Here is a 14,077-nt window from a genome sequence, read left to right as displayed (position 1 = left end):
TTGCCAGCGATTGCGGTCTGACATTCACCATTGAAGGTGACTGTGCCACCGCTATCGCTGGCAAGCCAGCTCCCACAGGTTTTTGTTGTGTTTATGAAACTACTGTTCGGCCTTCAGACGGTCGCGGAAAGCCTTCGGTGAAATCCCCACCCGGCGCCGGAACAAACGCGTGAAGTTGGTCGGATCGGAAAACCCCAACAACTCCGACATCTCGTAAATCGTCATGCTGGTGTAGGTCAGCAAGCGCTTGGCCTCCAGCAACTGACGCTCGTGCATGATCTGCAGCGCCGGCTGCCCCGCCAGTTCACGGCATGTGCCGTTGAGGTGCGATACCGAAATCCCCAGCCGATGCGCGAGGTCTTCAACCTTGACGTGCTGGCGATAAGTCTCCTCGACCAACTGAATAAAGCCATTGAGGTATTCGCGCTGACGCTGCGGCCGCTGACTGGCTTTGTGCCGCACGATCGCCTGCCGGCTGACCCAGACCATGATCACGCTGACCAGCGAATGCATGAGCATTTCCCGCGCCGGTTGGTGGCCGTTGTACTCGGCCTGCAACGCCGAAAACAGGCTGTTGAGGTAATCACCGTCGTTGCCTGCCGGGTAGTTTTGCGCGCTGGCCAGCGCGTGCACCGAATCGCCCAGTTGCGCCTGCAAGTGATTGATCAGCGGTGTGGCGAGGGTAACGATGAACCCTTCGACGTCTTCGGAAAAACGAAAGCCATGCACCGATAGCGGTGGCAGCACTTGAATCGCCGGGGTCTGGAGTTGCGTGCGCTGCCCTTCGATCTCAAGCTCTGCCTGACCTTTGAAGACGAAGAGCAACTGGCATAAATCAGCATGGCGGTGGGGTTTGATTTCCCACTCATGTTCGCGACTGCGGGAGGAAATGGTTTCACAGTGCAGCAAGTCAGGGGTCGGCCAGTCCAGGCTTTCACCGTAGAGCTTGAACACTGGAATCGAAGGCAGCTCAGGCTTGTTCATCACTTCAATCCAGGCCTCGGGGTTGTGGGCGATAATCGCACCGATTGGCAGAATGTACAGGTATCGGCTCAGTTTTCACCTTCAATTGACAGACCCGCAAGGGAAAAATGCAAGCACTCGATCCATAAAAAACATTCACCGGCGCTTGTCGCGTGAAGCTTGCGAGCCATAAAAACAATGAAAACTCTCAAAACCCAAGTCGCCATTATCGGCGCCGGTCCATCCGGATTGCTCCTCGGCCAGTTGCTGCACAACGCTGGCATCGACACCCTCATCCTCGAACGCCAGACGCCGGATTATGTCCTCGGCCGCATCCGCGCCGGGGTGCTTGAACAAGGCATGGTAGAGCTGTTGCGTCAGGCTGGCGTGAGTCAGCGCATGGACGCCGAAGGGCTGGTGCATGGCGGTTTCGATCTGGCCCTGGACGGGCGTCAGGTGCACATCGATCTGCACGCGCTGACCGGCGGCAAGAGCGTGATGATCTACGGTCAGACCGAAGTTACCCGTGACCTGATGGCCGCTCGTCGGGAGGCTGGCGCGCCAACGATTTACCAGGCGAGCCAGGTCGTTCCTCACGGCATGAAAAGCGACGAAGCGTTTATCACTTTCGAGAAGGACGGCGAAACCTGGCGCGTCGATTGCGATTACATCGCCGGTTGCGACGGTTTCCACGGTGTCGCGCGGCAGTCGATTCCGGCCGATTGCCTGAATGTCTTCGAGCGGGTTTATCCGTTTGGCTGGCTGGGCATTCTCGCCGACACGCCGCCAGTGCATGACGAGTTGGTCTACGCCCGCCATGAACGCGGCTTCGCCTTGTGCAGCATGCGTTCGGCGACCCGCACCCGCTATTACCTGCAAGTGCCGGCGGATGAAAACGTCGACGACTGGAGCGATCAGCGCTTCTGGGACGAGTTGAAAAATCGCCTGCCGGTGGCGCTTGCCGAGAAGCTGGTCACCGGCCCGTCGATCGAAAAAAGCATCGCGCCGCTGCGCAGTTTTGTCGTCGAGCCGATGCAGTACGGGCGGATGTTTCTGGTCGGCGACGCTGCGCATATCGTCCCGCCGACCGGCGCCAAGGGTTTGAATCTGGCCGCCAGCGATGTCAGCACGTTGTTCAATATTCTGCTGAAGGTTTACCGCGACGGCCGCACCGATCTGCTGGAGAAGTACTCGGAAATCTGCCTGCGTCGAGTGTGGAAAGCCGAACGCTTTTCTTGGTGGATGACCTCGATGCTGCATCGCTTCGATGATCACGATGCGTTCAGCCACCGCATCAGCGCCTCGGAACTGGACTACTTTGTCAGTTCAGAAGCAGGGCGAAAAACCATTGCAGAAAATTACGTCGGACTTCCTTATGAGGCTATCGAATAGCCTGCTACCGACTTACACTGGCGAGCATCCACCCGCGCGCAATGGCCGCGCGGGTTCATCACTGCCCGCAGGCTCGCCCGTGACCAATCTCAATCACCCCGAAACGCCCAAACCGGCCATTCGCAGCGTGCTGGTCGCGCTGATGATGGCGATCTTTCTCGGCGCGCTCGACCAGACCATCGTCGCCGTGTCGATGCCGGCCATCTCGGCTCAGTTCAAGGACGTCAGCCTGCTGGCCTGGGTGATTTCCGGATACATGGTCGCGATGACGGTGGCCGTGCCGATCTACGGCAAGCTTGGCGACTTGTATGGGCGGCGCAAACTGATGCTGTTCGGTATGGGCCTGTTCACCCTTGCCTCACTGTTTTGCGGCATGGCGCAAAGCATGGAGCAACTGGTGCTGGCGCGGATCCTTCAGGGTATCGGTGCCGGCGGGATGATCTCGGTGAGTCAGGCGATCATCGGCGACATCGTGCCGCCGCGTGAACGCGGGCGTTATCAGGGTTACTTCAGCAGCATGTACGCGGTGGCCAGTGTCGCCGGCCCGGTACTCGGCGGTTACATGACCGAATACCTGTCGTGGCGCTGGGTATTTCTGATCAACCTGCCGCTGGGCCTCGGTGCCTGGTGGGTGGCGCGGCGCAATCTGCGTGGCCTGCCGATTCCGCAGCGCAAACCGATCATCGACTACCTCGGCACGCTGCTGATGATCATCGGCCTGACCGCCCTGCTGCTGGGAATCACTCAGGTGGGTCAGGGCCATTCGTGGCGCAGCAGTGAAGTGCTCGGTCTGTTCGCGTGTGCAGTGGTGGTGTTGGCGCTGTTTGTCTGGCACGAACGCCGAACGCGGGAGCCGTTGCTGCCGATGCACCTGTTCGCCAATCGCAACGCCTTGCTGTGCTGGTGCACGATTTTCTTCACCAGTTTCCAGGCGATTTCGCTGATTGTGCTGATGCCGCTGCGCTTTCAGAGCGTCACCGGGGCCGGTGCTGACAGTGCAGCCTTGCACTTGCTGCCGCTGGCGATGGGGCTGCCGATTGGTGCGTTTTTCGCCGGGCGTCGCACGTCAATCACCGGGCGTTACAAACCGCAGATTCTGACCGGCGCGATGCTGATGCCGGTCGCGATAGTCGGCATGGCGTTCAGCCCGCCCGAGGCGACGCTGGTCAGTGGTCTGTTCATGTTGCTCTGCGGTATTTCCAGCGGCATGCAGTTCCCGACTTCGCTGGTCGGCACGCAGAATTCGGTGGAGCAACGCGACATCGGCGTGGCCACCAGCACCACCAACTTGTTTCGCTCCCTCGGCGGCGCAGTGGGCGTGGCGTTGATGTCGGCGCTGTTGCTGGCGTTGTTGCAGGATTCCAGTTTCGCCCATCTGGCGAACAGTTCGCTGATGAGCGAAGGGCATTCGGGCAACGTCCTGCTCGATGGTTTGAACGCCGCGCCAGGGGATGCGCAGAACGCCTTGCGTGCGGAACTGCTGGTGACATTCCGGCATTTGTTGTGGGTGAGTGCTGCAGTGTCGTTGCTCGGGCTGGCGGCGGCGATTGCCATGCCGAACAATCTGCTGCGCGGGCGTGAGCACGGCGCCAAATAACCGAAGGCTGCGATCTTTTGATCTTCAAGGGCTGTAGTAACCGACTGCAACGAGGAAATGCCCGGCTTTCTTCAGGTAGGCATGCTTGTCCTCGACCTTGCCGGTTACCGGGTTCTTCCAGCGGTATTCATATTCGCCCTCATCCTGCTTGCCGATCAGCGCCAGAATCGGCTCGCCCACCGGTTTGCCTTCTGGGTCCTTGACCTTGCCGAAGTCGGTGTTGATCAAGCGCAGATTGGTGCCGTGGGCAACGTAGCGCTGGGTGTTCAGATCGACCACAAACACATACAGGTCATCCTGCAAGTAGCCACCCTTGAGCGAATTGATCGCGGTGAGTGTGCCCTTCTCGTCTTTGCCCAAATCGCTGGCCGCTTTGTCCAGCAGTGCTTTGGCCTGCTCCGCCGATGCTCGCGGCAAGTAGTACCCCACCGCCAGAATCCGCTGGCCGATGCGCTGGTAATACACGTGCTTGCGCTCGACCTTGCCGTCGGACCAGTTCTGCCAACGGTATTCGGCCTGCTGGATGCCGTTGCCTTCCGGCACTTTCAACGCGTCCTTGAAGGTTTTCTGCAGATCCGGGCCGAGTACTTCACTGACGTCACGACCGATCAACGCCGACGAAGGCCCGCCGCTGGCGAGCATCACACCTTTGGTGTCGACCACGAAAACGTAGCGATCCTTGTCGACGAACTCGCCCTGCCGGCTGAACGCAGCGAACGCCTTGTCGCCGTTGTCGTGGTAATAAGCCAGGGCTTTTTCCAGCAAAGCAATGGCGGCCTGACTGTCATCCTTGGCGGTAGTAGCGGCGCTGGCCTGGCCGAAACCAGCCAGTAACATCACGCCGAGCCAGGCCACTTTATGCAAAAACCCCATAGCGCATCCCTCGTTCTTGTTGGTGTTTCAAGAGCGTAGACGGCTTGGGGTGATGTACGAGTATTCAGAATGATGCAGGGGATTACAGAGCCCCCCTGTGACAAAGGATATCCCCTCGCCACAGGGTTCTCTGTCCACGCAAAGAACCCTGTTTTTCGCTATGGGCGGGCGTTGATCTGCTGCTGCAGGTTCTGGATCTGCGCCTGCAGCGTATTGATGTTGCGGGTCATCTGCCCACGGAACGCATCGAACTCAGCGGTATTACCGCCACCCTGCGGGGCTGCCGGGCGGTTGTCCTGCTCGCTTTTCAATACGACGATTTCCTGTTCGAGGCGATCGATTGCCGCGCTAGGATTGCCCTGCTTCTTCAACGCCGCGATATCAGCGCCGAGGCTTTTAAACTGCGCGTCAAAGGCCTTCAATTGCGTGTCGACCTTGCTGGTGTCGGCCGGTGTGTTTTTCAGCGTCGCCAGTTCCGCGCTCAAGGCTTTGACCTGTGCCTGCAACTGAGTGTTGGCGTTCTGTTGTTCGGTGGTCTGCGCAGTCATCTGCGCCAGACGCTTGTCCAGATCACTGGCTTGCCCCGCGACGCCTTGCTGCTGTTTGCTCTGATCGAGCAGCTTGCCTTCAAGTTGCTTGATTTGCAGCTTAAGGGCTTCGCTGTCGCTGGTAACGTTGGACTGGCTGGCGACAACCTTGCCGGAAATGTCCTGCAAGCGTCCGGCGGCTTCCTCACTGATGCGCGCGAAGCTTTCCTGAGTGGCGACCAGTTGCTGTTCCATCAGCGAAATCTGCTGAAAGCTCCACCAGGCGAGGCCGATGAAGGCAAAAAACAATGCACCGACCAACGCCCACAACGGGCCGGTGTTGGCCGCCTTGACCTTGACCACGGGCGGCGTGCGCGAGTGCACGGAGGTGCGAGCGGTGGTCGGAATGTCATCGTCGTCGAAGGTGTCGGCACGCAGGCTCGGGACATCATCGAAATCGTCGTGGGCATCATTACGCATGGACATTGAGGCAACCTTTGTGAAACGCGGTGATGGCTAAATGCTGCGAAGTATAACCGCCGCAGCCGCAGGGATTGACCCCCAACCTGCGGAGCGGTTCATTGCCGCCCGGCCGAATCGTTTCAACGAATGTCCTGAGCTTTCCACCAGGCGCAGAACTCATCCAGCGCCGACCACAGGCTGACTTTCGGATCGTAGTCCAGATAATGCCGGGCACGGCTGATGTCGAGGGTGAAATTTTTTTTCATCACCTGCATGCCCAGCCGCGACAAGGTTGGCTCCGGACGCCCCGGCCAGAGCTTGCAGGCGCCCTCGTTGAGCGCCGCGACGCTGTAGGCCAGACCATACGAGCGATATTGGGTGACTTGCGGCACTTCCATCTTGCGCATCACGTAATTGACAACATCCCACAGCGGCACCGGCACGCCGTTGCTGATGTTGTAAGCCTTACCCAGCGCGGAGCCGGCGGCCAGCAAACTGCTGAGCATCGCTTCGTTGAGGTTCTGCACGCTGGTGAAATCGACTTTGTTCAAGCCATTGCCGATGATCGCCAGACGGCCTTTGCGCTGCATGTTGAGCAGGCGCGGGAAGATGCTCATGTCACCAGCGCCGGTGACGAAGCGCGGGCGCAGAGCAATGGTTTCGAGGCCGAACTCCTGCGCGCCGAAGACCTTTTGCTCGGCCAGGTACTTGGTCGCGGCGTAGGGATGCTTGAAGCGCTTGGGCACCTGCTCTTCAGTCAGATTGAGATGATCGCGACCATCGAAATAGATCGATGGCGAGGAAAGATGCACCAAACGCCGAACGCGCTGCTTCAAGCAGGCTTCGACGACGTTTTCCGTGACCTGCACATTGCCCTGATGAAAGTCCTGATAGCGACCCCACAGCCCGACGGCGCCCGCGCAATGCACCACGGCTTCAACATCGGAACACAGCTCGCGGACCAGATCAGGATCAGTCAGATCGCCGGGGACAAATTCGGCACCACGGCGCACCAGATGTTCGACGCTCTCGGCCCGGCGACCGTTGACCCGCACGTCCAGGCCTTGCTCCAGGGCGAAACGCGCAAAGCGTCCGCCAATGAAGCCGCTTGCGCCGGTGACCAGAATTTTCATGCAAAACTCCAACAGAAAAGCAGCTACGAACTTCAAGCCCCCAGCTGCAAGTTAAAACGGTGCGCAGCGCTTGTCTTGCCGCTTGCAGCTTGACGCTCACAGCTGCTTTCAAGCCACCAGCCATTGCGCCGATGAACGCACCAATTGCTCAGTCAGCAAGCCCAGCAGTTGACCGCCATTGCGCCAATGATGCCAGTACAACGGCACGTCGATCGGTTTATCTGGCAACAGTTCGCGCAATAACCCGCGTTGCAATTGATCGCGCACTTGCAGTTCCGGCACCAGTCCCCAGCCGAGTCCGGCTTCGATCAGGCGGATAAAACCTTCCGAGGACGGGCACAGATGGTGCTCGAAACCGCCATCGACGCCCAACGAGGCGAGGTAGCGATGCTGCAGGAAATCGTCCGGCCCGAACACCAGCGCTGGCGTGCGCGGCAATTGTTCGGCGCGTACGCCATCGGGAAAATGCCGTTCAATGAACGCCGGGCTGGCCAGCGCGCGATAGCGCATCGCGCCGAGCAACACACTGCGCGCGCCGGCCACCGGTCGCTCGCTGGCGCAAAGACACGCGGCCACTTCGCCGGCGCGCATGCGTTTGAGGCCGACCGTCTGATCTTCGACGATCAGATCGAGCAGCAAATGTTGTTCGGCACAAAAGTCGCCAACCGCTTCGGCCCACCACGTGGCGAGGCTGTCGGCATTCAGCGCGATGCGCAAACGCTCCGGCAGGCCCTCTTCGTCCAGCGCCGGCACCAGGGTTTGCAAGTCCCGCTCAAGCAAACGCACCTGCTGCACATGGTTGAGCAGGCGCCGGCCAATCTCCGTCGGCGACGGCGGCGTGCCGCGAATCAACACCGGCTGGCCGACCCGCGCTTCAAGCAGTTTGATCCGCTGCGAGATCGCCGACTGCGACAAGCCCAGCACCTGCGCGGCGCGTTCAAATCCTGCCTGCTCGACCACGGCGGCCAGAGCGGAGAGCAATTTATAGTCGAACATCAGTTTTCCTAATGAGCGATCAGCACTATTGGTTTTTCTTATACAGGTTTCGCCCGGAGAATAGCCAGCAAGCACTCTTTCTCAAGGATCACCCTCATGGCTGGCGAAACCTCTCTCACAACCTTGTTGCGCAGCATGAGCCCGCAACTCAACGCCGGCGAATACGTGTTTTGCACCCTGCGCGACGGTGTGTTGCCAAGCGGTCTGGAGGTTGTCGGCAGCTTCCGCGAACAGGAAGGCTTGACTGTGATTCTCGAACGTTCCCACGCCGAACAGGCCGGCCTCAGTTTCGATTACGTCGCCGCGTGGATCACCTTGAACGTGCATTCGGCGCTGGAAGCCGTTGGCCTCACCGCCGCTTTCGCCACGGCACTGGGCAAGGCCGGGATCAGTTGCAACGTGATCGCCGGCTACTACCACGACCATTTGTTTGTCGGCCAGGCCGACGCCGAACGCGCCATCCAAGTGCTGCGCGATCTCGCAGCCAACGCGGAGTGAATGTTATGTGGCAAAGCTATGTGAACGGCCTTCTGGTGGCCTTCGGGCTGATCATGGCCATCGGCACGCAGAATGCGTTTGTGTTGGCGCAGAGTTTGCGCCGTGAACATCATTTGCCGGTGGCAGCGTTGTGCGTGGTCTGCGATGCGCTGCTGGTGGCGGCCGGGGTATTCGGCCTGGCGACGATTCTGGCGCAGAACCCGACGCTGCTGGCGATTGCCCGTTGGGGCGGTGCGACATTTTTGATCTGGTACGGCAGCCAGGCGTTGCGTCGGGCCTGCTCGAAACAAAGCATGGGTCAAGGCGAGAATCAGACCGTGCGCTCCCTGCGCGCGGTGATGCTCAGCGCTTTGGCGGTGACGCTGCTCAACCCGCACGTTTACTTGGATACGGTGTTGCTGATCGGTTCTCTCGGCGCGCAGCAATCGGTGCCGGGCGCTTATGTAGTGGGCGCGGCGAGTGCTTCACTGCTGTGGTTTTTCACCTTGGCATTGGGCGCTGCCTGGTTGGCACCGTGGCTGGCCCGTCCGAGTACCTGGCGGATCCTCGATCTGGTGGTGGCGTTGATGATGTTCACGGTCGCGGGGCAATTGATATTGGCATCCTGATTTATTCCAAAAGGCTCTGGAACCTCTATCCCACACAGTTGTTGCGTGGTTATGGCGCAACCCCGGTGCTATGATCGAAACCCTGCGCCGCAAAGAGTAAAAACTCGCCGGTGCATTTCTGGCCGCCCGTGATCGGCCTTGCGCTCACCGCAACAGACCTGATTAGGAGAATCATCATGGCTTTCGAATTGCCGCCGCTGCCTTACGCACACGATGCCCTGCAGCCGCACATTTCCAAGGAAACCCTGGAATACCACCACGACAAGCACCACAACACCTATGTCGTGAACCTGAACAACCTGGTGCCAGGCACCGAGTTCGAAGGCAAGACCCTGGAAGAAATCGTCAAGACTTCCTCGGGCGGTATCTTCAACAACGCCGCTCAGGTCTGGAACCACACTTTCTACTGGAACTGCCTGGCGCCAAACGCCGGCGGTCAACCAACCGGCGCACTGGCAGAAGCCATCAACGCTGCTTTCGGTTCGTTCGACAAGTTCAAGGAAGAGTTCAGCAAAACCTCGATCGGCACCTTCGGTTCCGGCTGGGGCTGGCTGGTGAAAAAGGCTGACGGTTCCCTGGCCCTGGCCAGCACCATCGGCGCCGGCAACCCGCTGACCAGCGGCGACACCCCGCTGCTGACCTGCGACGTCTGGGAACACGCTTACTACATCGACTACCGCAACGTTCGTCCTAAATATGTCGAAGCGTTCTGGAACCTGGTCAACTGGAAGTTCGTTGCTGAGCAGTTCGAAGGCAAAACCTTCACCGCTTAAGCTGCGCGCCAGTCAAAAAACCCGGCTTTTGCCGGGTTTATGAGCTGGCCCCGGACACCCTGTAGAGACGATGTCTTTACAGGGTGTTTTGATTTTGGTGTGGGATCACCACAATCGGGTCAGTATTGAACGACGGCATATGCCAGAAAAAACTTTTCTTTCGCAAACACAGTTCCCGCAAAACGCGCCTAAAAATCTCTATATACAAGAAGAACGTCCGCAGCAAGCAGACGCTGATCTGTGTCACTGACTAGAAGCAGAATGGTCATCGCAACTCGATCAAGCGGTCGAGCGCGCTGCTCAACAAGGAACTGCAGATCTACATCTCTTGTAAGCATTCTCTTACACTGAGAAGTCGCGATAACTTACAATTCTTGGCCTGATATTTTCCTGCGAAATGTTGCGGCTAACCGACTGTCGGAGATACGTCATCCTTAGCCATTCCACCCATTGGATTCAGTGTCAATCGGCCATTATCCGTTGACAACAGGGTTGACATGCCGATAATTCGCATCCAAATTTGACTGCATGCGCGAAGTGAAATCTGCTTTGATCGCTGAGTCGTCCAAGGAGGATTTATGACTACAACTGTAATGCAACCCAAAGGAACTTGGGCAAGCCTTACCCTCGCAGCAGCCATCGCGACAGTCTGCGTTGGTATTGCTTATGAACACGATATGCTTGGCCCAAAACCACCACAACCTTTGAACGCTTCGATTGATGAAGAATCTCTTAAAGTTCAATTGTTGGCCGACACCATTAATAAAAAGCTCGCTGAACTTACAACAGCGCTGGAAAAATACACACTTATACTGATACATAATGACGCACCAGAAAGTTTATTTGAAATCAATCACTTTAGTTTGATTGCGGACAATCTTCGATGCGCCGAGCGCACTCTTAAAAATGATAAAATTTCCGCTGATTATAAAACCGAAAGCAAATCAATTTTAAGATCTATCGCAAAAGCGAGGTCCGCAGCTTCTCTAAATGCATCAATTGTAAACCAGCGCTCCGCAGTGCCTGAGTATTACGAAAGCGATGTTGATATGGATGCATTAAAAGCACTGGTGGTGCGCTCGACTGATCGACTCATTCTGTCAGTCAGTTAAATGTCGGTAATTGTCTCCATTCACCCCGAAACTCGGGGTGAACTCTTCGACGACGTCCTGAAAGACTACCCATCACTAGAAAAGTCAATCCTTCAAGACTTTCGTATCTGCATGGAGAGCAAAGGATTAAGGCTGGCTGATTATTTTGGCTGTGATCAACCTTATAGCCATCCTCCGGCGGCACGGTCAGGTCAGTTGAGGCACATACATATTGCGCTACCTCCGCAGACATTTGATCCGAGGAAGGCCCAATGTTATCGAAAGTGTTCTAAAGATCTACCTGAGTTAGATGCAGCACTTGTGTATGTCCAAGGTGTCATGGAAGAAGATCACTATATGATCCTAGCTTTTTTTGCTCCCAACGGTCACGACAAAGCCAAGGTAGAAAAGGTCATGACCAAGTTAGGTATTCTGGCCAAAAAATTTCGAGATGAGCATTGAACCGTAGCGATCTCATATCAAACACCTCGTCTGCGCTCTAGGTATCCCTAATACCCTGTGAAAGCCCTCACTCACAGGGTATTTTTGCTTTCTGAGGACGTCGGCTGTCACAATTCAACAGGCTGTGTACACACTGAAGTGCCGACTGATCGATTAATCTCTGCAGTGTCCCAACATTAATAGTCTCGGCCGATCGATGACCCAGTGCTGAATTGAAAAGTTCTTGATGCATCGGCCCGCTTGGGCGAATGCTGCGCAAGCATTCCCCTCACCCGCAACCTTGAGGACCTATTGCTGGGGTCTATTGCATCGACGCGAGCGAAGATTTTTCGCCGCCGTATTCGGCTACGGCGAAACTCATCCGAATTCAAAACGCGCCTCCCAAGCAAATGTAAGCTCAGGCCGCTTGCCGACATGCCACCGCGGGCCACCATCAAAAAGAGGAAAAAATGCTGCGAACCGCTCAAGTTGAGGGGCGAAACTACCGACATAGTACAAATTAGGGCTAATACTCCAGACAGCCGCATTTCGGCCAAGGCCATGGGCAAACCATCCCCGGTCTGATTGTCCCTTTGACTGCCAACTCGGGATTGCCAATACTCATGGCAACTTGACGCTACCCGCACGGAACAAGGAATAACCCTTTGAAGCTGGAACTCAAGAACAGCTTGTCGGTGAAGTTGCTCCGGGTCGTGCTCCTGTCGGCATTGATCGTCGGCGTGGTCTTGAGCTGCGCACAGATCGTTTTCGATGCCTACAAAACCCGCCAGGCCGTTGCTGGCGACGCCGAACGCATCCTCGACATGTTCCGCGATCCCTCGACCCAGGCGGTTTACAGCCTCGATCGGGAAATGGGCATGCAAGTGATCGAAGGCCTGTTCCAGGACGATGCCGTGCGTCAGGCCTCCATCGGCCACCCTAACGAAGCCATGCTCGCGCAGAAATCCCGCGAATTGAAGCAGTCCAACAGCCGCTGGCTGACCGACCTGATCCTCGGCCAGGAGCGCACGTTCACCACGCAGTTGGTGGGGCGCGGGCCGTACAGCGAGTATTACGGCGACCTGAGCATCACCCTCGACACCGCCACCTACGGCGAGGGGTTTATTGTCAGTTCGGTGATCATCTTCATTTCCGGGGTTCTGCGCGCACTGGCGATGGGCCTGGTGTTGTATCTGGTCTATCACTGGCTGCTGACCAAACCGCTGTCGCGGATTATCGAACACCTCACCGAGATCAACCCGGATCGCCCCAGCGAGCACAAGATTCCGCAGATCAAGGGTCACGAGAAAAACGAACTCGGCATCTGGATCAACACCGCCAACCAGTTGCTTGAGTCGATCGAACGCAACACCCATCTGCGCCACGAAGCGGAAAACAGCCTGCTGCGCATGGCCCAGTACGACTTCCTCACCGGCCTGCCGAACCGCCAGCAACTCCAGCAGCAACTGGACAAGATTCTGGTCGACGCCGGCAAGCTGCAACGCCGGGTCGCGGTGTTGTGCGTGGGGCTGGATGATTTCAAAGGCATCAACGAGCAGTTCAGTTATCAGACCGGCGATCAATTGTTGCTGGCACTCGCCGATCGCCTGCGCGCCCACAGCGGCCGACTCGGCGCCCTCGCCCGCCTGGGTGGCGACCAGTTCGCACTGGTGCAAGCGGATATCGAACAACCTTACGAAGCGGCAGAACTGGCGCAAAGCATCCTTGATGATCTGGAAGCGCCGTTCGCCCTCGACCATCAGGAAATCCGCCTGCGCGCAACCATCGGCATTACCCTGTTCCCGGAGGATGGCGACAGCACCGAGAAGCTGTTGCAGAAAGCCGAGCAGACCATGACCCTGGCCAAGACTCGCTCGCGCAACCGTTATCAGTTCTATATCGCCAGCGTCGACAGCGAGATGCGCCGCCGTCGCGAGCTGGAAAAAGACCTGCGTGACGCGCTGATCCGCGATCAGTTCTACCTCGTCTACCAGCCGCAGATCAGCTACCGCGATCACCGCGTGGTTGGCGTCGAAGCGCTGATTCGCTGGCAGCACCCGGAACACGGTCTGGTGCCGCCGGACCTGTTCATCCCGCTGGCCGAACAGAACGGCACGATCATCGCCATCGGCGAATGGGTGCTCGATCAGGCCTGCAAACAACTACGCGAATGGCACGATCAGGGCTTCGCCGATCTGCGCATGGCGGTGAACCTTTCCACCGTGCAGTTGCACCACGCCGAGCTGCCGCGAGTGGTCAACAACCTGCTGCAGATGTACCGCCTGCCACCGCGCAGCCTGGAACTGGAAGTCACCGAAACCGGCCTGATGGAAGATATCAGCACCGCTGCGCAACACTTGCTCAGCCTGCGCCGCTCTGGCGCACTGATCGCCATCGATGACTTCGGTACCGGCTATTCATCCCTGAGCTATCTGAAAAGCCTGCCGCTGGACAAGATCAAGATCGACAAGAGCTTTGTGCAGGATCTGCTCGATGACGACGACGATGCGACCATCGTTCGCGCGATCATTCAACTGGGCAAAAGCCTGGGCATGCAGGTGATCGCCGAGGGCGTGGAAACCGCCGAGCAGGAAAGCTACATCATCTCCGAAGGCTGCCACGAAGGTCAGGGTTATCACTACAGCAAGCCGTTGCCGGCACGCGAGCTGGGCGCCTATCTCAAACAGGCACAACGCACTAACGCGGCCATTCTCTAGAAGGTC

At 57.8% G+C, this 14,077-nt stretch carries 13 protein-coding genes; 8 read left to right on the top strand and 5 right to left on the bottom strand.

Features of this window, described 5'->3' with window-relative positions; translation table 11 throughout:
- Nucleotides 1–99 precede the first annotated feature (99 nt).
- Nucleotides 100–984, bottom strand: a complete 885-nt coding sequence (locus M9827_RS17650; RefSeq protein ID WP_250606382.1) for a helix-turn-helix domain-containing protein — start codon at nt 982–984, stop codon at nt 100–102.
- 177 nt (nt 985–1,161) lie between these two features.
- On the opposite strand from M9827_RS17650, the gene pobA reads away from it, so the two are divergent.
- Both pobA and M9827_RS17640 read left to right on the top strand, forming a co-directional pair.
- On the top strand, nt 1,162–2,355 hold the full coding sequence (pobA, locus tag M9827_RS17645) for a 4-hydroxybenzoate 3-monooxygenase (protein ID WP_250606381.1): 1,194 nt from the start codon (nt 1,162–1,164) through the stop codon (nt 2,353–2,355).
- A gap of 79 nt (nt 2,356–2,434) precedes the next feature.
- The gene (locus M9827_RS17640) at nt 2,435–3,952 is read left to right on the top strand and encodes an MDR family MFS transporter (protein ID WP_250606380.1); all 1,518 of its coding nucleotides are present in this window, start codon (nt 2,435–2,437) and stop codon (nt 3,950–3,952) included.
- Between the two features lie 24 nt (nt 3,953–3,976).
- Here M9827_RS17640 and M9827_RS17635 read toward each other — a convergent pair whose 3' ends face one another.
- The 4 genes from M9827_RS17635 to M9827_RS17620 form a co-directional block, all read right to left on the bottom strand.
- Nucleotides 3,977–4,825: a cache domain-containing protein gene (locus M9827_RS17635; protein WP_250606379.1), complete on the bottom strand. Its 849-nt coding sequence runs from the start codon at nt 4,823–4,825 to the stop codon at nt 3,977–3,979.
- A gap of 158 nt (nt 4,826–4,983) precedes the next feature.
- Nucleotides 4,984–5,838: an ATPase gene (locus tag M9827_RS17630; RefSeq protein ID WP_250606378.1), complete on the bottom strand. Its 855-nt coding sequence runs from the start codon at nt 5,836–5,838 to the stop codon at nt 4,984–4,986.
- A 116-nt stretch (nt 5,839–5,954) separates the two neighbouring features.
- Nucleotides 5,955–6,947 carry an NAD-dependent epimerase/dehydratase family protein gene (locus M9827_RS17625; RefSeq protein WP_250606377.1) on the bottom strand — a complete coding sequence of 331 codons (993 nt, stop codon included), beginning with the start codon at nt 6,945–6,947 and terminating at the stop codon, nt 5,955–5,957.
- A gap of 108 nt (nt 6,948–7,055) precedes the next feature.
- A complete protein-coding gene (locus M9827_RS17620; RefSeq protein WP_250606376.1) occupies nt 7,056–7,943 on the bottom strand; it encodes a LysR family transcriptional regulator ArgP in 888 nt (295 codons plus the stop codon).
- Between the two features lie 96 nt (nt 7,944–8,039).
- On the opposite strand from M9827_RS17620, the gene M9827_RS17615 reads away from it, so the two are divergent.
- The 6 genes from M9827_RS17615 to M9827_RS17590 all read left to right on the top strand — a co-directional run bounded on the left by M9827_RS17615 (nt 8,040) and on the right by M9827_RS17590 (nt 14,071).
- Nucleotides 8,040–8,441 (top strand): ACT domain-containing protein, encoded by a 402-nt coding sequence (locus tag M9827_RS17615; RefSeq protein ID WP_250606375.1) that lies wholly within the window; start codon nt 8,040–8,042, stop codon nt 8,439–8,441.
- A 5-nt stretch (nt 8,442–8,446) separates the two neighbouring features.
- Nucleotides 8,447–9,049: a LysE/ArgO family amino acid transporter gene (locus tag M9827_RS17610; protein WP_250606374.1), complete on the top strand. Its 603-nt coding sequence runs from the start codon at nt 8,447–8,449 to the stop codon at nt 9,047–9,049.
- 176 nt (nt 9,050–9,225) lie between these two features.
- Nucleotides 9,226–9,822: a superoxide dismutase gene (locus M9827_RS17605; RefSeq protein WP_007918933.1), complete on the top strand. Its 597-nt coding sequence runs from the start codon at nt 9,226–9,228 to the stop codon at nt 9,820–9,822.
- 578 nt (nt 9,823–10,400) lie between these two features.
- Nucleotides 10,401–10,934, top strand: coding sequence for a hypothetical protein (locus M9827_RS17600; protein WP_250606373.1), 534 nt, complete (start codon nt 10,401–10,403; stop codon nt 10,932–10,934).
- Nucleotides 10,935–11,375 (top strand): type II toxin-antitoxin system YafO family toxin, encoded by a 441-nt coding sequence (locus tag M9827_RS17595; protein WP_250606372.1) that lies wholly within the window; start codon nt 10,935–10,937, stop codon nt 11,373–11,375.
- Nucleotides 11,376–12,019: 644 nt separating this feature from the next.
- Nucleotides 12,020–14,071, top strand: coding sequence for a putative bifunctional diguanylate cyclase/phosphodiesterase (locus tag M9827_RS17590; RefSeq protein WP_250606371.1), 2,052 nt, complete (start codon nt 12,020–12,022; stop codon nt 14,069–14,071).
- Nucleotides 14,072–14,077 lie beyond the last annotated feature (6 nt).

The organism is Pseudomonas sp. AKS31, assembly GCF_023634765.1.
GTDB lineage: Bacteria > Pseudomonadota > Gammaproteobacteria > Pseudomonadales > Pseudomonadaceae > Aquipseudomonas.
This window is presented reverse-complemented; position numbering and strand designations above follow the sequence as displayed.

Coding starts and splice junctions, on each gene's coding strand:
- M9827_RS17650 (WP_250606382.1), bottom strand. CDS start 984: ATGAACAAGCCTGAGCTGCCTTCGATTCCAGTGTTCAAGCTCTACGGT.
- pobA (WP_250606381.1), top strand. CDS start 1,162: ATGAAAACTCTCAAAACCCAAGTCGCCATTATCGGCGCCGGTCCATCC.
- M9827_RS17635 (WP_250606379.1), bottom strand. CDS start 4,825: ATGGGGTTTTTGCATAAAGTGGCCTGGCTCGGCGTGATGTTACTGGCT.
- M9827_RS17630 (WP_250606378.1), bottom strand. CDS start 5,838: ATGTCCATGCGTAATGATGCCCACGACGATTTCGATGATGTCCCGAGC.
- M9827_RS17625 (WP_250606377.1), bottom strand. CDS start 6,947: ATGAAAATTCTGGTCACCGGCGCAAGCGGCTTCATTGGCGGACGCTTT.
- M9827_RS17620 (WP_250606376.1), bottom strand. CDS start 7,943: ATGTTCGACTATAAATTGCTCTCCGCTCTGGCCGCCGTGGTCGAGCAG.
- M9827_RS17615 (WP_250606375.1), top strand. CDS start 8,040: ATGGCTGGCGAAACCTCTCTCACAACCTTGTTGCGCAGCATGAGCCCG.
- M9827_RS17610 (WP_250606374.1), top strand. CDS start 8,447: ATGTGGCAAAGCTATGTGAACGGCCTTCTGGTGGCCTTCGGGCTGATC.
- M9827_RS17605 (WP_007918933.1), top strand. CDS start 9,226: ATGGCTTTCGAATTGCCGCCGCTGCCTTACGCACACGATGCCCTGCAG.
- M9827_RS17600 (WP_250606373.1), top strand. CDS start 10,401: ATGACTACAACTGTAATGCAACCCAAAGGAACTTGGGCAAGCCTTACC.
- M9827_RS17595 (WP_250606372.1), top strand. CDS start 10,935: ATGTCGGTAATTGTCTCCATTCACCCCGAAACTCGGGGTGAACTCTTC.